This is a genomic window from Acidovorax delafieldii 2AN (assembly GCF_000175235.1).
GTDB lineage: Bacteria > Pseudomonadota > Gammaproteobacteria > Burkholderiales > Burkholderiaceae_C > Acidovorax > Acidovorax delafieldii_B.
On record NZ_ACQT01000060.1, the window covers coordinates 1 to 19247 of the forward strand.

Genomic DNA, 19247 nt, shown 5'->3' on the forward strand with positions numbered 1-19247 from the left:
GCGCGGTTCGCGCCGCGGCAAAGTCCCTCAGCTGGCTGCTGCCCAGGGCGGCGGCATACAGGGCTGCGGCGCGGCGGGGGGCGGGCTGGGTGGCAAAGCCGGTACTTTGGGGTTCAGCGATCCACTGCCGCAGAACATCCACCCCCGGGTTGGAAAGCAACCGCGCACGTGCCGCCACGAGGGCGTGCTCCAGGGTGGGCGCGGGCTGCGCCGTTGCACCTCCCGGGGGTAGGCGCGACTGCATGTCGGCCATGCGCTGGGTGGTGAGCGGGTGGCTGCGCAGGTAAGGCCACGAGCCGTTGTCGTTGAGGCGGTTGGCCTGCTGCAGCTTGTCAAACATGCTGACGAAGCCCTGGGGTGCGAATCCCGAGGGCTCCATCAGGCCGTAGCCAATGCGATCGGCCTCGCGCTCCATGTCGCGTGAGAAGTTGAGCTGGTTCTGCATCGCCAGCGCCTGCCCGCCGACCACCATAGCCTGGGTGGCACCGGGGTTCTTGCTGGCGGCCAATGCGGCCAGCACCATGGCACCCAGCAGCAGAGGCGTCTGGCGGCTTTGCTGCGCCATCAGCCGCGAAATGTGGCGCTGCGTGACGTGGCTGAGTTCATGGGCAAGCACCGACGCGAGTTCGTCGCGCGTGGTGACCACGCCGATCAGCCCCAGGTGCACCCCAAGGTAACCGCCCGGCAACGCAAACGCATTGACCGTGCGGTCGCGCCCCAGCAGCACTTCCCAGGCAAAGCGTTCGTCTAGTTCGGGCGAGAGCTCGCCCCGCGCCCGCGCCGCCGCCAGCAGCGCCTGCCAGAGTCCCTGCACGTATTCCATCAACACGGGATCGTCGATGTAGTCAGGATCGCGGTACAGCTCGCGGATGATGCGATCGCCCAGGCGGCGCTCTTCACCGGTGGTGAGGGCGCTGCCGTCGCCCAGTGTCGGGAGGCTGGTCTGGGCCACGGCAGGCAGGCAGGTAGTTGCTCCTAAGAAAAGAGCAATAAGCGCTCGTGAAATAAGCGCAGAAGCCCGATTTCTTCTAAAAATTGCCATCAGAATGGATCCAGGGGCAGAAAGCCGAGCGGTTCGGCGGTTTCGCTGTCGAGCAAGACGGTCCAGGCATGGGTGCGGTCCACCAACGGCAGGTAGCGCAACTGCGCGGCGGTCTTGCCCGTGTTGGCGATGGCGCGGTCGATCAGCGCCGCCTGCGGAGCCAAGCGGGCGCGCAACTCGCTCACTGGCCTGGCTTGGCGAAGGATGTCGGCAGCGCTGTCGGCATAAGGTTGCCACAGGTCGCTGCGTGCGGACAGCGGCACACCGCTCATCGCAGCCATCGTGGCGTCGAATTCTTCATCTGGCGTCCGGAAGGGGCGCAACCCGATGGCTGTGGGGCCCGTGAGCGGCAGCTTTTGCAAAGATGGGGGTGCCTTGGCCAGCAGGCCGGCGTCGATGTCGATCGCATGGACCACACTCATGCGCGAATACTCGAACACCAAGTGCACCGGTCGCGCCACGAATACAGTCCATAGGCCATACGTGAGGGCCGCCATCTGCAGCAAGCCCACCACGGTGAAATCCATCAGCAGCTCACGCCGAGGCTTGGCGCGGTTGAATATGGCGAAAGTGATCAGCGGCCCCATCACCACGTCTACTGCCACAACCAGCAGAAACAATTCGCGTCCCCCCGAAATCTCGCGATAGGGATAGGGATACCACAGGCCAAATACCAACACGGCCGCCAACGCCGCAATGCAAAGGCTGATGCCCAGGTGGATGCCGCTGGCGCGCAGGCGCCCTTTCCATTGATGCATGGTCGTATGATGCTTTCGTCTGAGGAATGTTCATTGAGCGGCTGCCGCCAGCCGTGTTTCTAACCCATGTCCGCACTTACCCACTTTGATGCCCAAGGCCAGGCCCATATGGTCGACGTGGCTGCGAAAGCCGCCACCCACCGCATTGCAGTAGCCAGTGGACGCATCGAAATGCTGCCCGGGACGCTCGCCTTGATCGAAGCCGGCAATGCCAAGAAGGGCGACGTGCTGGGCATTGCCCGCATCGCCGGCATCCAGGCCGCCAAGAAGACCAGTGATTTGATCCCGCTGTGCCACCCGTTGGCGCTCACCCGCGTCGCTATCGAATTCGAAGCTGCCAGCGCACGCAAACCGGAGGCTACTGGCATATTTTGCACTGCAACAGTGGAAACCGTGGGGCCCACCGGCGTGGAAATGGAGGCCCTCACCGCAGTGCAGATAGCGTTGCTCACGATTTACGACATGTGCAAAGCGGTGGACCGGGAGATGTCCATCCACGATGTGCGCGTGGTGGAGAAGCATGGAGGGAAGTCGGGGAGTTTTGTGGCGCAGTAGATGTGTCAGATGAAAAACAGCAGGACATGTTGGGTGTATGTGCCATCGTCATTGCCGTTCCCGGATCGCAATTTTATCCATTATGTAGCTGTCGCAAATATTGCTGGGGTTGACTTTGATGTTTGGTAAATTTTTCGATCTGTCCCAAGTGGACTCTTTCGTGGTTTTTATTGTGATGGAGCTCCAAAAATCACTTCCTCCTCAGGGTTTAAAAACACCGGCAAAGCAAACGGATAAGATGATTTCCAAGGTGGACGACAAAATCCGTAGTCACGCGAGACAATTTTCAATCAAACATCCGTTGAATATATACCAAAAGGCAAAAATCGGTCCTCGTTTGCAAGAAGCTCTCCAAGATGTCGGATATTCTGAAAATTTCAGCAAGGATTTTGCCTACGATATTGTTCGTCTTGTGGCCATTACTTCGACTCGATTGCAGTAATTAAGAATGCTGAAGTGGTTTAAAAGAAAATCATCCGTCTCGTCCAACGATGGACCGCTATCAACGCCCGCTTCATCGGGCGACATTGTTTCCGCACAACCCCCTGAGCCATTGAGCGCTCTATTGTTGTTTCGTGGCGGGAGATTGGCTGCTGCTGAGGAGGTGGCACGCCTTCGTTTGGAACAGAATCCCAAAGATCCAGAAGGGCTTCTGGTACACGGCCTTGGCGCGCTGCAAAGGAGGAAGACTGCCGACGGCTTGCGGATCTTGGAGAATGCGGCCTTGGCGCATCCTTCTGACTGCGAAATTCTTGTTGCGTTGGGTCAGGCGAAATTGGCTATGGGGCGCAAATCCGCAGCAGTGGCCGCGTTCGAGCAAGTTCTGGTTATGGCTCCCGGGCATCCTGCGGCCAGTTACCAGTTGGCCATGCTCGCTCTTGCCAATGGGCGTGAAGATAATGCCTTGTGCCTACTGCGCACGGCGGCGGCCAATGAACCCTCCTGGGTCGATGCGCAGTATCAATATGGAAACATGCTGCGAAGTCGTGGAGAAATTCACGAGGCCGAAAAGTATTACCGGCTTGCCTTAGCAGTTCAGGCTGACCATGTCGAAACCCTGGTAAACCTGGGGGGGCTCTTAAAAGACAGTGGTCGTTTCGCAGAGGCAGTGCAATGCCTTGAGCGCGCACTGCAGTTGAGGCCTGAGCTCACCCAGCCAGCGTTCAATTTGGCGATGATTCGGGTGAACCAACGAATGTGGGACGACGCAAGTCGATGGCTGCAGCACACCATTGCAATCAATCCTAAGCAAGCTGATGCCAAATATTGGCTGGGGAACACCTTGATGGGCTCGGGCGACGTCGCTGCCTCGCGTCTGGCATACCAATCCGCGCTGCGGCTCAATGCCAATTATGTTCAAGCCCGCTGGGGTTACACGATGGCGCAACTGCCTGCGGTGGCTGTTTCAGCTGGGGAGCAAGGCCTTGCAGTAGCGGCCTTCGATCGTGAACTGTCAAAATTGTGTGCATGGTTTAGAGTCCATCGGCCCAGCGACGCCTATAAAGCTGTGGGTGCCCAGCAACCCTATTATCTGGCCTACATACCGGGGAACCACCGTTCAGTTCTCTCTCAATATGGGGGGCTGTGCGCATCTCAGATGGGAACGTGGGCACGTAAAGCGGGGCTCCCGACACCGGTGGGCAAAAAAACTTCCAAGTGCAAGGTAGGAATCGTTTCAGCACACGTGCATGAGCACTCTGTGTGGCGGGCTATCGTGCGGGGCTGGATAGAACATCTCGACCCTGCCAAGTATGAAATTCACATATTTCACACGGGTCCCGGCCGTGATGAACAGACCGAGTGGGCGGCCCGTCGCGTGGCGCGGTTCCACCAGGCAAGATGGGGATGGCCCCAGTGGGCGAAAGCTATCTCTGAGGCGCATCTGGATGTGCTCGTTTATCCGGAAATTGGAATGGACGCGACAACTGTGCGGTTAGCCTCCCTTCGGTTAGCGCCTTTACAGATCGCCAGTTGGGGACACCCTATTACAACGGGCCTTCCCACCATTGACGTCTTTGTAAGCGCGCAAGGCCTAGAACCCGAAGGGGCCGATGCGCATTACACAGAAAAATTGCTCAAACTGCCCAATTTGGGGTGCTGCTATAGCCCCCTAGGTCTTTCGCCTGAGCGAATTGATATTTCGCGGTGGGGGATTGATGGAAAAGACCGCATTCTATTATGTGCGGGGACTCCGTTCAAATATGCCCCGGCGGACGATATGTTATGGGTGCAAATTGCCAAGCGTTGTGGCCCCTGCAAGCTTGTGTTTTTTCGTCCGAATACCGAGTCACTTGGCCTGTTGCTTGAGAATCGTCTGCGTAAGTCTTTTGAAGATGCAGGTTTGCGTTTTGACGATTACGTCCGGTTTATTCCCTGGCTGTCGCCAGCTGTTTTTTTTGGAGTGCTTGATCGAGCGGATGTCTATCTCGACACCGTGGGATTTTCGGGATTCAACACCTCAATGCAAGCAGTTGAGCGGGGAACTCCGGTAGTCGCTTGGGAAGGTGCGTTTCTACGTGGGCGTTTTGCTAGTGGAATTTTGCGGCAAATGGGAATGCATGAGTGGGTTGCGGCGTCATCTGAGGATTACGTTGCGTTGGCCGAGAGGCTTTGCGCCGACGAGGCACTCCGTCTTGACGTGAAAAATAAAATGTTGACTTGTCGGTCACGAATTTTCGATGATCGCTCCGCAGCAGTGGCGTTTGGGCAAGCGCTGACTGAAATTTCTGGTGTCTAGAGCTATGCAAATATATCGGCGAATTTGCCTATCATGCTCTTGAGTTTACTTGGTTTTTTCTTTATTTTTTAAAGTCTCGTCGGGTGACGGGAATTTGATATTTTTGAGTTCGGGCCATTTTTCCTGGCCGAACCGCTGCCACTCTTCGCGGGCGGCGGCGCATACATTTTCTCTGTGCATACTGCAAAGCAAGTTTAATGTCCGGCTGGCTTTATCCGGTCTGCCATTCAAGGCCGCTGCATAAGCGTAGCGAAGTAAGGCGAGAGAACTTGGGTATCGTTCCGCGTTTTTTTTGAAATTTTGTATTTCTGTATTGCGCATATTGCGATCTGGTTTGCTTCGTGCAACCTCGTGCATTACAGCGATTTGATCTAGCAATGCGTATTCTGGAATAAATGCTGGCTCGGTATTTTTGTATTGTTGTAGTTCGAAATTTAGATTTTGCGAATCTTTTTCCCAGGAGAAGTATTCTGTTGCCATTTTTGTATAAATAAATGGCGCAACTGTTGCGACGAATAGTATGCAGAATTTATGTAGTTTTATTGCGTATAAATTGGTTATTTTGCATTCATCGCGTCCACTCATTATGCCCAGCAGAAATCCGAAGGGAATGAGGAAGTAGGTATAAAATAAGGGAAATTCTACGAGGGCATGGCCGAAAATGCAGCTTACTCCTGTGAGCGCTGCCCAGGCGGCTGAATTGTCTGTGTTAGGCAGCTTTTGTTGGCGCAAATGTCTCCATAGAAGAGTAATGACCAGTACCGTAATTGGGATGCCCATCCATAGAACCAAATCGAGGAGAATGTTGTGGGTACTGGAAAAAAATGTATGGGTCGCCGGATAGCTTAAGGCGGTTGCCTGTTGGGCCATGCCAATCTGTCCAAATCCCCATCCGGCCACCGGTCGCATTGCGATGGCTTCCAAAGCAGAATGCCAATAGGTTACGCGCACTCCAGGGTCAGTCCTACCGAGGGTGGATTGCGTTTCATTGGCAATTAATAAGGCCGAATTTACGCTGGGCCACAGGATGGAACATATCAGAAATGTAAAAATTAACGCACCAAACGACCACACTGGCAGACGCAGTTGATACCGAGATCGAGTGACGTGAAATGCTACTAGTGCCACTAATAGCCCAATCAGTACGCTGCGGGATTGGGTCATTGCCAGCCCAAAACAGAAAAATATGATTGCCGCACACGTCGACCATGCGCCTAGTTTATTGCTTTGATATGCATAGAGTATGCCGGTGATGGAAAGCAGCAGCAGTGTTGCCAAATGATTCGGTTGTGCTAAATTTGCAAATGGTCTGCCATTCGGGGGGAGATCAATGATAAATAGGCCGGAATAAGACAGGTTTAACCATTGATGTAAAGCAATTCCTACTGAAAATATGCCCGCCCAGATCCAAGCAAACCAGAAAGCACTTAGACCCGATTTGCGCGTGGAGAAGGACTCTCGGGTAACCAGATTTTTGCCGCTCAGTACTGAGCCCGCAAACAGGAGTGAGAAGAAAATGGCTAATAGAGCATCACTGTGGAAAATCAATTGCCGGGTTAGCAATTGTTCTACTGCAAGCGCGGGGACGATTAGGGCTGCAATAACGGCCCACGGCAATTTTGGATTGGGGTCTGAGTATTGACGCCAGAGTGACCACGCAATCAGAGGGATTACGGCAATCGCCGCTATTCCTTCCTGATGGAAGCTGAGCCAAGGTTGGTAGTGATTGGGTAGTAGCAACGATATGCACAAAAGACTGCCAAACCAGACAAGAATCCATTCGATTGTTTTCTGATGCACGGTGACGGGATGGATCAATTAAAAAAAAAGCGATGCGGTAATACCGCATCGCTTACTTTGTACTTTAACGAGCTAGAGCTTCGCTAGAGTCGCTTTTAGCCGCGGCAAGAGCCTGGCAGATACTTGGCCGGCATGCCGTTGGTCGCGGTGGGGCCGCATACCCACTTGAAAATCTGAACGCCGACATCGGTATTTGCCAAGGCAGCGGGAGTCGCACCGCCCTTGTAAGGAACCAGCTGGATCTGCTTGTCTGCAGCGTCCTTCAGATCAGGCGCATTGGTGAGAGTGCGCGTCTTAACAGTAATGACGCCCGTGTTGCTCGTCACGATGTTCAAAACATATTTGGTTGGTGAACTTGCATCGGCGCCGCCGGTGTCACCTGCTTCACAGCCCCATGCATTGGCTGCTGGAAGTACGGTGGACGACGTGGTTTGTACCGTTTCCGTGATGCTGGTGCGGCATTGCGAAGCTGCGAGAACCACTTCCGACACCTTGGCGCGGATGGTGTAGTCTTGGTAAGCAGGCAGAGCCACTGCGGCCAAAATACCGATGATCGCAACCACGATCATCAATTCGATCAGGGTAAAACCCTGCTGGATAGAACGCTTCATGAAAAACTCCTAGGAAAGTTGCAAATGCGCAGGTTCAGACGCATGAAGTGTGCCAATAGTGTTGTGCAACCAGTTGTGTCGATTGATACAACATCGAGGGTAAAAAGCGTATCTTCTGTAACGGTTTCGCCCCATTCTGGGTTCTGTTGACAATTTTGTCGCGCCACGAGTGTCACGATCTGCATCTTAATTTACAGATCGAATTCATTCCCCACATCCAGCCAGCGGATGTCGTGTGCCACGGCGCTCGGGCTTGCTCTGTCAGATCGGCAGATTTCATCAAAAATCAGGGCTGTTTCGGTCGGCTTGGTGTGGCTTATGTAGATGGGAAAACTCTGTTGGGGCGACAGCAGGGCCAACCCGTCCGCCAGTGTCTTTGGTGAAAGATGAAGACTGCGTTTGGCCAGTGCCTTCTCGCGGTTGCTGAAGGCGGTTTCTATCACGAGCATGGCGACCGGCAGGTCGTTGATGCGTTGCCAGAATGCGGGATTGGGCGCTGTGTCGCCGCTGAAAACCCACCAGCCCGTTCGGCCCCGCAGTGCATAACCCGCAGAGGGCACGGTGTGCATGGCTGGAAGCACCTCGATGTCGATGCTGGCAACGTTCAGTAGTTGCCCCACCTCTAAAGCACTGTATTCCAAGAAGGGCGCGGAAGGGTGAGGAATGCGGCTGAAGTCGGGCCAGATGACGTTGTTGAAAATGTGGGCTTGTAGTGCCGCGATGGTGTCCGCCAGTGCATGGACCTTGACTGACGTTTCGCGCATTGACGACACGGCGTCGAGCATCAGCGGCAGGGCCGCCACATGGTCAAGGTGGGAATGCGTGAGAAACACGTGGTTGACTCGGTGCATTTCCTCCAGGGTGAGGTCCCCGACGCCAGTCCCAGCGTCGATGAGGATGTGTCCATCAATAAGGAAAGATGTGGTTCGGCAGCCCTGCGAAATGGCTCCCGAGCATCCCAGAACGCGCACCTTCATGCCACCACCTTGTTCCCAACTTCAGGCGGGCGATAGCGCGCCCTCAGAATTTGCAGGGTAGCACCTGATTTCTCTGCAACACAGCAAGTAACCCCCTGAGATCTCAGCTTTGCTCAAACTGCATTTCGGTTCCCGCCAGGGCAATTCGATCGCCATTCTTGAGGGGAACTGGTGCCTCGCCAATGGGGGCGCCATTGACCAGCGGCATGTCCGGGCCCTCGACATGCGCTAAGACGTATCCTTGATGGCGCCGGGTGATGGATGCCACCGCTACCCCAGGCTTGCCAATGGTAGTGACCACCTTGAGCAGCGCAACTTCGCGCCCGGCCGCAGCGCCCGACATCACGCGGATGAGCGCCGACAGGGGGGCGGGTGCCGCTGCTGCAACCGTGGCGGGGGGGCGAGCCGGAACCAGGGGGGGAACCATGCCCGGCTTGAAGACCATGGTCTTCTCGAAGTTTTCACCCTCGGCGTCTTGCAGGAAGCGGATCTTGTATTTGCCCACTTCCACGATATCGCCGTTGCGCAGTTCCTGCCGTTTCACGGCCTTGGCGTTGACATAGGTGCCGTTGGTGCTTCCGAGGTCTTCGATCTCGACGTCGCTACCGGACATGTGGATGACCGCGTGCTCTCCGCTGATCGCCAGGTTGTCGATGACGATGTCGTTGTAGGGGCGCCGACCCAGCGTGGTCCGCTCCTTGGTCAATTCGACCTCTTTGATGACGACGCTGTCGATCGAAACGATCATTCTGGGCATGATCCACTCCTGGTATGTTGATTTGTTATGCGGGTATGGGCCATCACGCCGCCCTGAGCAGTCGCGACATGAGGCCACGTTTCTTGCTGCCTGCCGCAGCCTGCACCAGAATGACGCTGATGTTGTCTCGCCCGCCCTGGGCATTGGCGGCGTCGATGAGCAGCGTGCCTTTTTCTTCGAGCGGGAGCGGGGTTCGCAGCATGTCTGCCAGATCTGCGTCCGAAACCATGTCTGTCAGCCCGTCTGAGCACAGCAGAAAGAGGTCGTTGGATGCCACCTGGAATTCGTTCACTTCCATCTGCACATGGGGCTCTACCCCTAGGGCACGTGTGACTAAATTGCGGTTGCTTGATGCAGCGGCCTGCTGCGGGGTGAGGAAGCCTGCATCCACCTGCTCCTGCAGCCACGAATGATCTCGCGTGATCTGCTGCAGCACGCCATCGCGCAGGCGATAGCAGCGTGAGTCGCCGATATGGCCCAGGATCAATCGATCGCCCTGCAACACGCCCACCACGAGCGTTGTTCCCATGCCTGCGTACTGCGGGTTGGACAGCGATGCGCCCAAGATGGCGTGGTTTGCGTTTTCCACGCAGATTTCAAGCGCCCGGCGAATGTCCGTGGCCTGGGCATTGGGAGCGGCCTCCAAAAGCCAGCGGGAGAGTTCCGTTCGGATGAAGGTCGTGGCCATGCCGGCGGCCACTTCGCCTGCGTTGTACCCGCCCATTCCGTCCGCGAGAATGAGCACCTGGGTCTCGCGGTCGACGGCCACGGCATCTTCGTTGTTGTTGCGCACCCGCCCACGATCGGTGCGGGCAAAAAAATCATAGGTCATGGAGTTGGCCGCGTGCGTCATCGAGCATCCGAAGACGGCGGAAGTACCGAATTCCGGACAGCGGGAAGTTCCATCACGGTTTCCTGGAAATCCATCCTGTCAGGCCCACCAGCATCGCGCGCCCCATCATAGACGAGTGCTTCGTCGGGAAGTTCTGGGGCCCGGGCCATTGAGGCCGCAGCCCAGCGGAGGTCGTCCGCGAACTGTCGCCCGGTCTGGTAGCGCGCTTCAGGCCGCTTTTGCAACGAGCGTGCTACCACTTGGGCGATTTCCGGGGACAGCTCAGCCCGCTGCTGCCGCACGTCGGGCGGCTCCATATTGGCGATGCGGTGCATCAGCTCGGTCATTGAGTCGCCGCGCAAGGGCAGCACCCCGGTGAGCAACTGGTACAGCGTAACGCCCAGTGAGTACAGGTCGGAGCGGCCATCGACCTTTTTGCCGGCGAGTTGCTCGGGCGACATGAAGCTTGGCGTGCCCAGAACGAGGCCGGTGCGTGTCTTGCTTGAGTCCGTGATGCGTGCGATGCCGAAGTCGGTCACCTTGACGGTGTCCGAAGTGGCGTCGTACATGATGTTGGCGGGCTTGATGTCCCGGTGTATCACCTGATGGGCGTGGGCATAGTCCAGCGCGTCAGCGACACGTGCCATGATGGACAACACCTGCTCCACCGGCAGCAGGTGCATGGGTTGCCCAGCCTGCGTGAGATCGGCTCCCTTCAGGAACTCCATGGCGATATAGGCCAGTTCCTGGTCTTCGCCTGCGTCAAAAATGGTGACGATGGAGGGATGCTGCAAACGCCCTGCCGTTTCGGCCTCGCGGAAGAAGCGTGCTCTTGCGTCGACCAGCGCCTCGCCCTCGAACTCCTGGCTCAGTGCAAGTGTCTTGATGGCCACCACCCGGCCGATCTTGGGGTCCAGGCCGCGGTAGACGAGTCCCATTGATCCCTTGCCGATTTCCTTGTCGATCTGGTAGCGGCCCAGCATGGGCCGCGTGGTCAGCGTTGCCTCAGCTGGTACGGACACAGGCGGTGGGGGGGGCGACACCATGCTGGCTGGCTCAGCCTGCGCCAGGGCGCGTGCGCGTTTGTAGCGGGCGCGTACGTCTTTATAGAGCCGGTCGTGGCGCAGGATACGTTCATAGGCGGCTTGCGCCTTCGCGAAATCGTGTTTGCGTTCGAAGTCCTGGGCCAGATGGTAGAGGTTGTCCATCAACGCATCGCTGGGAGGGATGCGGCGCAGCCGGTCGAACGCCATGTCGAGCTGGCCCTGACCATGCAACGCCAGCGCCATCATGCGGTGACTCTCGGCTGTTGCCTGGTCGGCGCTGGGCTCACCCGAAACGCTCTTGAAAAGTCGCAGCGCCAAGATGGCCGCGGTGCCGGCCGCCAGCAGGAGCGCGGCGGGGACCAGAGGTACCCATTGCTGCATGTAGCGAAGGGTGCCCCACTCAGTGCCAACCAGCGCTACGGCACCAACTGCGCCGATGCAGGTGACCCGCGAAGTCCGCAGGCGTGGTGCACACAGTGCGCAATACAGCGCCACCGCCAGTGCGGCGGCCCCGGTGGCATACATCGACCATGACGGTTCAGCGACCATGCGCCCCTGGCGGATGCCCGATACCAGATGGGCCAGTACCTCCACGGGCGCCAGAGTCTGTCCCCCCGGCACCGGCCATTCCGGGGCCAGACCTGGGGCGGTGGTCCCGATCAGCACAATTTTGTCGCGCAATTGCGCGGTTGCTGCCTTTCCGGCCAGAACGTCAGCAAAAGAGAGTGTGCTGGGTGACGACCCGTTGCCGGCGGCCGGGAACAGGGGCCGCACGAAGGATTCCTCGCCGGTAGGCCAGCGCAGCGTTCCCGCCTGCAAGGCCGGCGGCGCGTGGTCAAGGGCGAGACTTCCCATGCCCATCCGCAGGCTGCGCAGAGTGGTGAGCAGGGCCAATGATGCTGCGGCGTCGCCACCCTGGCGCAACAGCAATGGCAGTTGACGCACAGTGCCGTCGGCATCAAGGTGCGGTTGCAGGTGGCCAAGCCCGGCCGCAGCCTGGCTCAGTGTCGGAATGGGGTAGCGGGCGGTACCTGCAGGGGCGGCGAAGTTGCCGGCACCGGCCAGCATGCTGCGTTGGGCGTAAGACGGCGCCGGTGTGCTGCTTCCTGCGTCGGCATAGGTCGACAACAACAGGACATTTCCGGCCCGCTGCATGCTGGCTGCCAGGCGGCTGTCGGTATCGAGGGCGATCTCGCCCTCGGCAATGGTGCGTGCGATGTCGGCAGTGGCCGCAGAGTCTGCGGGCAGCGCCGCCAGACTGTCACGGACTTTGCGCAGATAGGACAGGCCCCGGTCGGTCTGCGGCTCGAAGAATGGCGTCGTGAGCACGACGGTCTTTGCCCCAGCCGAGGCCAGAAGATCGATCAGCCGGGCGTACGTGTCGCGCGGCAACGGCCATCCACCCAGTTGGGCCAGGCTGGCTTCATCGATGGCGATCAGTGCGATTTCTGGAAGAGTGGGGGCAGTCGTGGCGCTGACGGCCGCGTCGTACAGGCGCCGCCCCGGCCCGTGGGCGAAATCCGTGGTGCCGTAAAGGGCAGCCAGTGCGGCTACAACCAGGGTGCAGTAAATGCCTTCAGCTCGCCATCCGAAAAGCCGCCGTGCCGAACTTGGTCTACCCACTTGCTTGTTTGTCCACTCAGGTTGTACTGAGGATTAAAAAGCAATTTCTGCGCCCGCCTATATTGTTCGGTTTGCGGCGTCTGCAGCCCCCGAAAGCGGGGGTGAATGCGTCCCGCCCAAGTTGGGCGGACGGTCTGGGGCAGTGTGCCTGCCATTTTTGTCAGGCACACTGCCGTCTTGGTTACTGTGCGGCTTCGGCCTTGCGCATGCGGGGCAGAAGCTTGCCTACGCCCACCACAAAAGCGGCGCCGAGCGCGGCGGCAATGTAGTGCAGGGCTGGATGCGCCAGTGCGAAGTCGTGCAGCGACGCATCGCTCACGATGGTTTCACCGCCCACCCAGCCGATCAGCGCAGCGCCCAGGACCACGATCACGGGGAAGCGCTCCATGAGCTTGATCATCAGCGTGCTGCCAAAGATCACCAGCGGGATGCTGATCGCCAGGCCCAGCACCAAGAGCACCAGATTGCCGTGGGCGGCGGCGGCGACGGCAATCACGTTGTCCAGGCTCATCACCAGGTCGGCAATCAGGATGGTACGCACGGCGGCCATGAGATTGCCGTACGACTTGGACTCGCCTTCCTCGTCGCCGTCGTCGCTCAGCAATTGCAGGCCGATCCACAGCAGCAGGCAGCCGCCGATGATCTGCAGGAATGACAACTCGAGCAGCTTGGCCGCGACCACCGTCAGAACAATGCGCAGCACCACGGCGGCACCCGAGCCCCAGAACACGGCCTTGCGCTGCTGGTGGGGCGGCAAGGAGCGTGCTGCCAGTGCGATGACGACGGCGTTGTCTCCCGACAAGATGATGTTGATCCAGACGATCTTGATGAGACCGATCCAGAAATCGGCGCTTTGCAGAAACTCCATGACTTCACTCCACTGTTATGAATGCAAGAAGCGCCCGAAACCAGGGTTGCGGGCGCTTCTGCTTTTTGGAGACGTCAGTGTATCGGGCGGCAACGCCCGCATCGTCCGTAATTCTGCTTACGAATTACTTCAATTGGGCCTTGAGCAGTTTGCCCAGTTCCGAAGGATTGCGCGTCACCACGAAACCGCACTCTTCCATGATGGCGAGCTTGGCATCGGCCGTGTCGGCGCCGCCAGAGATCAGCGCGCCTGCATGGCCCATGCGCTTGCCCGCAGGGGCGGTTACGCCGGCGATGAAGCCGACGATCGGCTTCTTCATGTTGGCCTTGCACCACTGGGCCGCCTCGGCTTCATCGGGGCCGCCGATTTCACCGATCATGATGACGGCGTCGGTGTCGGGGTCTTCGTTGAAGGCCTTCATCACGTCGATGTGCTTGAGGCCATTGATGGGGTCGCCACCAATGCCCACGGCCGTCGACTGGCCCAGGCCCACTTCGGTCAGCATGGCCACGGCTTCGTACGTCAGCGTGCCCGAGCGCGATACCACGCCGATGCGGCCCTTGCGGTGGATGTGGCCAGGCATGATGCCGATCTTGATTTCATCAGGCGTGATGATGCCGGGGCAGTTGGGGCCCAGCAGCAGCGTCTTCTTGCCGCCGGCGGCTTCCTTGGCCTTCATCTTGTTGCGCACTTCGAGCATGTCGCGCACGGGGATGCCTTCGGTGATGCAGATGGCCATGTCCAAGTCGGCTTCCACAGCTTCCCAGATGGCGGCAGCCGCGCCTGCCGGGGGCACGTAGATCACCGACACGGTGGCGCCGGTTTGCGTCGCGGCTTCCTTGACGGAAGCGTAGATCGGGATGTTGAAGATCGACTCGCCGGCCTTCTTGGGGTTCACGCCGGCGACGAAGCAGTTCTTGCCGTTCGCGTATTCCTGGCACTTCTCGGTGTGGAACTGGCCGGTCTTGCCCGTGATGCCCTGGGTGATGACCTTGGTGTCTTTGTTGATGTAGATCGACATGTGTGTTCTCCGGGCTTACTTGACGGCAGCAACGATCTTGGTCGCGGCTTCGGCCATGGTGTCTGCGGCGATGATGGGCAGGCCGGACTCGGCCAGCATCTTCTTGCCCAGCTCTTCGTTCGTGCCCTTCATGCGCACGACCAGCGGCACGTTCAGGTTCACGGCCTTGCAGGCGGTGATCACGCCGGTGGCGATGGTGTCGCACTTCATGATGCCGCCGAAGATGTTGACCAGAATGCCCTTGACCTTGGGGTTCTTGAGCATGATCTTGAAGGCTTCGGTGACCTTCTCGGGGGTGGCGCCGCCGCCCACGTCCAGGAAGTTGGCAGGTTCGCCGCCGAACAGCTTGATGGTGTCCATGGTGGCCATGGCCAGGCCTGCGCCGTTCACCAGGCAGCCGATGTTGCCGTCCAGGCTGATGTAGGCCAGGTCGAACTTGGAAGCTTCCACTTCAGCAGGGTCTTCTTCGTCCAGGTCACGCAGGGCCACGATTTCGGGGTGGCGGAACAGCGCATTGGCGTCGAAGTTGAACTTGGCGTCCAGGGCCATCAGGTTGCCCTTGGAATCGCAGTTCAGGGGGTTGATTTCCACCAGCGACGCGTCCGTGTCCATGTAGCACTTGTAGAGCTTGGCGAACAGGTCGACAGCCTGGTCCACCGAAGCGCCCGACAGGCCGATGGCTGCGGCAATCTTCTTGGACTGGTCGGCGGTGATGCCGGTCAGCGGATCGATGTACTCGGTGATGATCTTCTCGGGCGTGGCATGGGCCACTTCCTCGATGTCCATGCCGCCTTCGCTCGACGCGATGAAGGCGACCTTCTGCGTGGCGCGGTCGGTGACCAGCGAAACGTAGAGTTCTTTCTTGATGTCGGCGCCGTCTTCGATGTACAGGCGACGCACCTTCTGGCCTTCAGGGCCGGTCTGGTGGGTCTTGAGCTGCATGCCCAGGATGTCGCCAGCCAGCTTCTTGACGTCGTCGATGGTCTTGGCGACCTTCACGCCGCCGCCCTTGCCGCGGCCACCCGCGTGAATCTGGGCCTTCACGACCCACACGGGGCCGCCGAGCTTCTGGGCTGCTTCCACGGCTTCTTGCACCGTGAATGCGGGGATGCCACGCGGAACGGGCACACCAAAATTGCGCAAGATTTCCTTGCCTTGGTATTCGTGAATCTTCATGAGGTCTCTCTCAGGGAAGGGTGGTATTTACCCGTTTACCATGAACAAGTGTCTGGCCGCGGGCTGGGGACATGGCAACCGGCGACTGTATCATGCTGCAATGCACCATCCCTTGTGGCAAGCTTACAGGGGCGGTCTGAACGCGATCACCTTTTTGCAGGAGCTCTTAGATGTCCAGAATCTTTATCGATGGCGAAGCCGGTACCACGGGCCTGCAGATCCGTGAGCGCCTGCAGGCCATGTCGCAGATCGAGCTGGTGAGCATCGCCCCGGAATTGCGCAAGGACCCGGCCGCCAAGCGCGCCCTTATTGAAGGCGTGGACCTGGTGGTGCTTTGCCTGCATGACGACGCTGCCCGCGACACCGTGGCCATGGTCGATGACATCGAAAAGACCACCGGCCGCCAGGTGAAGGTGATTGACGCCAGCACGGCGCACCGCACTGCAGCCGGCTGGGTGTTCGGTTTTCCCGAGCTCGCTGCCGGGCAGGCACAGGCCGTGCGCGAGGCGCTGCGTGTCTCCAACCCCGGCTGCTATGCCACCGGCGCGATTGCCCTGCTGCGGCCCCTGGTCGACGCGGGCCTGGTGCCTCGGGATTTCCCGCTCGCGCTGCCTTCGGTCAGTGGCTATTCGGGCGGTGGCCGCACCATGATCGAGGCCTACGAGCAAGGCCAGGCGGCGCCGTTCGAGCTGTATGCGCTGGGCCTGTCGCACAAGCACCTGCCCGAGATCCTGAAATACACCGGGCTCACGCGCCGTCCCATCTTCGTGCCTGCGGTTGGCAACTTCCGCCAGGGCATGCTGGTGCAACTGCCCCTGCACCTCGATCTGCTGCCGGGCCAGCCCAAGGCGGCCGACCTGCACGACGCCCTGGCCTCGCACTACGCGCAAAGCAACACGCCGGCCCAGTGGGTGAGCGTGCTGCCGCCCACGGAAGACGGCAAGCTGGAGCCCACCGCGCTCAACGACACCAACAAGCTGGAGCTGCGCGTGTTTGCCAACGAAACCTACCGCCATGCCGTGCTGGTGGCGCGCCTCGATAACCTGGGCAAGGGCGCCAGCGGTGCGGCCGTGCAGAACCTGCAGTTGATGCTGGGTTTGTGATCGTGCAGGCCCGGCGCCTGCGGGGTGGAGCGCCGACGATTCCAGTCTGGTGACGGATTTGCTCTTTATTTGATAGCTGCCGGCGGCCGCCAATAAAGCGCTAGCGGCCTATAAGGCTCGCACCCGTCTGGAATGCGGGCTTCGGCGGGCCGCCCACGGTTTGCAGTGCTTTCACGCGGCCTCGTCGTCGGGGCTGCCGTCGCGCACCACGCGTCGCACCACGTCCCCTGAGAACCCGCGCGCGGCCAGAAAGCGCATCTGCCGCGCCCGTTCCTGGGCATCGACGGCCACGCTGCCAAAGCGTTGGAGCCAGACAGCCTGGGCGCGCTCCTGTTCGGTGGCGCGCAAGCGCTCGGCCGTGGCGCGCACCAAGTCATCTTCCAGCCCCTTGCTGCGCAACTCCTGCACCACACGCTGGGTGCCCAGCCGCGCTGCGCGGCGGTGAACCACCGATTCGGCCACGCGCTCGGCGTTGATGAAATCCTTGGCCTGCAGTTCGTCGAGCAGGCCGTTCAGGTCGTCGCCTTCCTGCACATGGCGCGCCAGCTTGGTGGCCAGTTCGGCGCGCGAATGTTCGCGCTGGGCCAGCAGCCGCAGCGCGCGGCCCTTGAGGGAGAGGGTGCCAAAGCCCATGGCCAGGATGCTCTCTTATGTATAGCTGCTGGCGCTTGCCGTACAAGAGCCAGCAGCCGATTGGGCTTGAAGGGGCGGTTGCGCCATGCGTTGCGCTCGTCCCCCGGCCTTACTTGTCTTCCTTCTCGCCCTTGGCGGGCTTGCCCGTGGGGGCGGCTTCCAGGGCAGCGGGCAGCAGGGCAATGCCCAGGCTTTCGCGCACCTTGTTCTCGATTTCGCGGGCGAGGTCGGGGTTTTCGCGCAGGAACTCGCGGGCGTTGTCGCGGCCCTGGCCGATTTTTTCGCCGTTGTAGGCGTACCAGGCGCCTGCCTTTTCAACCACCTTGGCGTTCACGCCCATGTCGATGATCTCGCCCTCGCGCGAGATGCCCTCGCCGAACAGGATGTCGAACTCGGCCGTCTTGAAGGGCGGGCTCACCTTGTTCTTGACCACCTTGACCTTGGTCTCGTTGCCGATGGCTTCGTCGCCCTTCTTGATCGTGCCGGTGCGGCGGATGTCGAGGCGCACCGAGGCGTAGAACTTGAGCGCATTGCCGCCGGTGGTGGTTTCGGGCGAGCCGAACATCACGCCAATCTTCATGCGGATCTGGTTGATGAAGATGACCATGCAGTTGGTCTTCTTGATCGTGGCGGTGAGCTTGCGCAACGCCTGGCTCATCAGGCGGGCCTGCAGGCCGGGCAGGGCGTCGCCCATCTCGCCTTCGATTTCGGCCTTGGGCGTGAGGGCCGCCACCGAGTCCACCACGATCAGGTCCACGGCGCCCGAGCGCACCAGGCTGTCCACAATCTCCAGCGCCTGCTCGCCGGTGTCGGGCTGGCTGATCAGCAGGTCGGACAGCTGCACACCCAGCTTCTGGGCGTACTGCACATCCAGGGCGTGCTCGGCGTCGACAAACGCGCAGGTGCCGCCCTGCTTTTGCATCTCGGCAATCACCTGCAGCGTGAGCGTGGTCTTGCCCGACGATTCCGGGCCATAGATTTCGACCACACGGCCACGGGGCAGGCCACCTACACCCAGCGCAATGTCCAGGCCCAGCGAGCCGGTGGAGACGACCTGGATGTCCTCGATCACCTCGCCTTCACCCAGGCGCATGATCGTGCCCTTGCCGAATTGCTTCTCGATCTGGGCGAGCGCGGCGGCCAGGGCCTTGGCCTTTTCCGTGTTCACGGGCAATGCGGGGTTGGTGCCTTTGACTGCGACGTCCATGAGAAACTCCTTGAAAAACAACAGGTTGGATGCTGGCACCGTTCTGCGGTTAATCACAGGCTGGATGCTTGAACAGTAGTTTATGCGAGCAATCGAATCTGAATAAGGCATTTTTTAGTCAGTTTGCCTGACAATATGGCATGGCTGATTCAGCATCCATTGCACCCCTCAACACGCCCTCCGTCCCAGCCATTCCGGCGGTTGACGACCGCTGGCGACAAACCCACCTGGGCCGTCTCATGGGCAGTGCGCTGCGCCGCTTCGACGCCCGGGTGCTCCAGCTCATGGCGCGCAACGTGGAGGTGCCGCTGGCACTGTCCAACCTGGCGGCGCGCGACCAGGTGACGGCGGCGCATGTGCACATCACGCGGCACCTGGCGCTGGAGGGTGACCGGCTGACCGACCTGGCGCAGCGCGCCGGCATGACCAAGCAGGCCATGGCCGCCCTGGTGCAGCAGTGCGCGGCCTGGGGCCTGGTCACCCGGGAGCCTGATCCGCGTG

Annotated in this window: 18 protein-coding genes; 5 read left to right on the forward strand and 13 right to left on the reverse strand. The window is 59.8% G+C overall.

The genetic code is table 11. The features are described 5' to 3' along the window. On the reverse strand, nt 1-1042 hold a 1042-nt coding region (locus tag ACDELDRAFT_RS10060), incomplete at its 3' end, for a M48 family metalloprotease (RefSeq protein ID WP_005796207.1). Then, nucleotides 1042-1800 carry a TfpX/TfpZ family type IV pilin accessory protein gene (gene tfpZ, locus ACDELDRAFT_RS10065; RefSeq protein ID WP_005796209.1) on the reverse strand — a complete coding sequence of 253 codons (759 nt, stop codon included), beginning with the start codon at nt 1798-1800 and terminating at the stop codon, nt 1042-1044. The genes ACDELDRAFT_RS10060 and tfpZ, both read right to left, overlap by 1 nt. 66 nt (nt 1801-1866) lie before the next feature. On the opposite strand from tfpZ, the gene moaC reads away from it, so the two are divergent. The 3 genes from moaC to ACDELDRAFT_RS24040 all read left to right on the forward strand — a co-directional run bounded on the left by moaC (nt 1867) and on the right by ACDELDRAFT_RS24040 (nt 5092). Next, nucleotides 1867-2355 carry a cyclic pyranopterin monophosphate synthase MoaC gene (gene moaC, locus ACDELDRAFT_RS10070; RefSeq protein WP_005796211.1) on the forward strand — a complete coding sequence of 163 codons (489 nt, stop codon included), beginning with the start codon at nt 1867-1869 and terminating at the stop codon, nt 2353-2355. A gap of 148 nt (nt 2356-2503) precedes the next feature. Further along, nucleotides 2504-2797 (forward strand): hypothetical protein, encoded by a 294-nt coding sequence (locus ACDELDRAFT_RS25050; RefSeq protein WP_198403238.1) that lies wholly within the window; start codon nt 2504-2506, stop codon nt 2795-2797. 6 nt (nt 2798-2803) lie between these two features. Then, entirely contained in the window at nt 2804-5092 is a 2289-nt protein-coding gene (locus tag ACDELDRAFT_RS24040; RefSeq protein WP_005796214.1) for a tetratricopeptide repeat protein, read from the forward strand. Nucleotides 5093-5137: 45 nt separating this feature from the next. Here ACDELDRAFT_RS24040 and ACDELDRAFT_RS24045 read toward each other — a convergent pair whose 3' ends face one another. From ACDELDRAFT_RS24045 to sucC, 9 genes are all read right to left on the reverse strand, one after another. After that, nucleotides 5138-6910: a PglL family O-oligosaccharyltransferase gene (locus ACDELDRAFT_RS24045; RefSeq protein WP_081470107.1), complete on the reverse strand. Its 1773-nt coding sequence runs from the start codon at nt 6908-6910 to the stop codon at nt 5138-5140. A 77-nt stretch (nt 6911-6987) separates the two neighbouring features. Continuing rightward, the gene (locus ACDELDRAFT_RS10075) at nt 6988-7503 is read right to left on the reverse strand and encodes a pilin (RefSeq protein WP_005796216.1); all 516 of its coding nucleotides are present in this window, start codon (nt 7501-7503) and stop codon (nt 6988-6990) included. Nucleotides 7504-7694: 191 nt separating this feature from the next. After that, nucleotides 7695-8480 carry an MBL fold metallo-hydrolase gene (locus ACDELDRAFT_RS10080; protein WP_005796217.1) on the reverse strand — a complete coding sequence of 262 codons (786 nt, stop codon included), beginning with the start codon at nt 8478-8480 and terminating at the stop codon, nt 7695-7697. 103 nt (nt 8481-8583) lie between these two features. Further along, complete coding sequence (locus ACDELDRAFT_RS10085; RefSeq protein ID WP_005796218.1) at nt 8584-9237, reverse strand: FHA domain-containing protein; 654 nt, start codon at nt 9235-9237, stop codon at nt 8584-8586. A gap of 43 nt (nt 9238-9280) precedes the next feature. Next, on the reverse strand, nt 9281-10069 hold the full coding sequence (locus tag ACDELDRAFT_RS10090) for a Stp1/IreP family PP2C-type Ser/Thr phosphatase (RefSeq protein ID WP_040328715.1): 789 nt from the start codon (nt 10067-10069) through the stop codon (nt 9281-9283). A 17-nt stretch (nt 10070-10086) separates the two neighbouring features. Then, a complete protein-coding gene (locus ACDELDRAFT_RS10095; RefSeq protein WP_005796221.1) occupies nt 10087-12738 on the reverse strand; it encodes a CHASE2 domain-containing serine/threonine-protein kinase in 2652 nt (883 codons plus the stop codon). Nucleotides 12739-12919: 181 nt separating this feature from the next. Beyond that, nucleotides 12920-13606 (reverse strand): TerC family protein, encoded by a 687-nt coding sequence (locus tag ACDELDRAFT_RS10100; protein WP_005796223.1) that lies wholly within the window; start codon nt 13604-13606, stop codon nt 12920-12922. Between the two features lie 124 nt (nt 13607-13730). Next, complete coding sequence (sucD, locus tag ACDELDRAFT_RS10105) at nt 13731-14627, reverse strand: succinate--CoA ligase subunit alpha (RefSeq protein WP_005796224.1); 897 nt, start codon at nt 14625-14627, stop codon at nt 13731-13733. Between the two features lie 15 nt (nt 14628-14642). Next, a complete protein-coding gene (sucC, locus tag ACDELDRAFT_RS10110; protein ID WP_005796225.1) occupies nt 14643-15803 on the reverse strand; it encodes an ADP-forming succinate--CoA ligase subunit beta in 1161 nt (386 codons plus the stop codon). A 170-nt stretch (nt 15804-15973) separates the two neighbouring features. Between sucC and argC the strand changes: the two genes are divergently transcribed. Continuing rightward, on the forward strand, nt 15974-16906 hold the full coding sequence (argC, locus tag ACDELDRAFT_RS10115) for an N-acetyl-gamma-glutamyl-phosphate reductase (RefSeq protein ID WP_005796227.1): 933 nt from the start codon (nt 15974-15976) through the stop codon (nt 16904-16906). A 171-nt stretch (nt 16907-17077) separates the two neighbouring features. Here argC and recX read toward each other — a convergent pair whose 3' ends face one another. After that, the gene (gene recX, locus ACDELDRAFT_RS10120) at nt 17078-17539 is read right to left on the reverse strand and encodes a recombination regulator RecX (RefSeq protein ID WP_005796228.1); all 462 of its coding nucleotides are present in this window, start codon (nt 17537-17539) and stop codon (nt 17078-17080) included. 109 nt (nt 17540-17648) lie between these two features. Next, nucleotides 17649-18746 carry a recombinase RecA gene (recA, locus tag ACDELDRAFT_RS10125; RefSeq protein ID WP_005796230.1) on the reverse strand — a complete coding sequence of 366 codons (1098 nt, stop codon included), beginning with the start codon at nt 18744-18746 and terminating at the stop codon, nt 17649-17651. Nucleotides 18747-18886: 140 nt separating this feature from the next. On the opposite strand from recA, the gene ACDELDRAFT_RS10130 reads away from it, so the two are divergent. Beyond that, nucleotides 18887-19247 (forward strand): MarR family transcriptional regulator (locus ACDELDRAFT_RS10130; RefSeq protein WP_005796231.1); only part of this gene is annotated, 361 nt, incomplete at its 3' end.

Bases quoted from the DNA above. Each gene is read 5' to 3' on its own strand.
- tfpZ (WP_005796209.1), bottom strand. From the start codon at position 1,800: ATGCATCAATGGAAAGGGCGCCTGCGCGCCAGCGGCATCCACCTGGGC.
- moaC (WP_005796211.1), top strand. From the start codon at position 1,867: ATGTCCGCACTTACCCACTTTGATGCCCAAGGCCAGGCCCATATGGTC.
- ACDELDRAFT_RS24040 (WP_005796214.1), top strand. From the start codon at position 2,804: ATGCTGAAGTGGTTTAAAAGAAAATCATCCGTCTCGTCCAACGATGGA.
- ACDELDRAFT_RS10075 (WP_005796216.1), bottom strand. From the start codon at position 7,503: ATGAAGCGTTCTATCCAGCAGGGTTTTACCCTGATCGAATTGATGATC.
- ACDELDRAFT_RS10080 (WP_005796217.1), bottom strand. From the start codon at position 8,480: ATGAAGGTGCGCGTTCTGGGATGCTCGGGAGCCATTTCGCAGGGCTGC.
- ACDELDRAFT_RS10085 (WP_005796218.1), bottom strand. From the start codon at position 9,237: ATGCCCAGAATGATCGTTTCGATCGACAGCGTCGTCATCAAAGAGGTC.
- ACDELDRAFT_RS10090 (WP_040328715.1), bottom strand. From the start codon at position 10,069: ATGACCTATGATTTTTTTGCCCGCACCGATCGTGGGCGGGTGCGCAAC.
- ACDELDRAFT_RS10100 (WP_005796223.1), bottom strand. From the start codon at position 13,606: ATGGAGTTTCTGCAAAGCGCCGATTTCTGGATCGGTCTCATCAAGATC.
- sucD (WP_005796224.1), bottom strand. From the start codon at position 14,627: ATGTCGATCTACATCAACAAAGACACCAAGGTCATCACCCAGGGCATC.
- sucC (WP_005796225.1), bottom strand. From the start codon at position 15,803: ATGAAGATTCACGAATACCAAGGCAAGGAAATCTTGCGCAATTTTGGT.
- argC (WP_005796227.1), top strand. From the start codon at position 15,974: ATGTCCAGAATCTTTATCGATGGCGAAGCCGGTACCACGGGCCTGCAG.
- recX (WP_005796228.1), bottom strand. From the start codon at position 17,539: ATGGGCTTTGGCACCCTCTCCCTCAAGGGCCGCGCGCTGCGGCTGCTG.
- recA (WP_005796230.1), bottom strand. From the start codon at position 18,746: ATGGACGTCGCAGTCAAAGGCACCAACCCCGCATTGCCCGTGAACACG.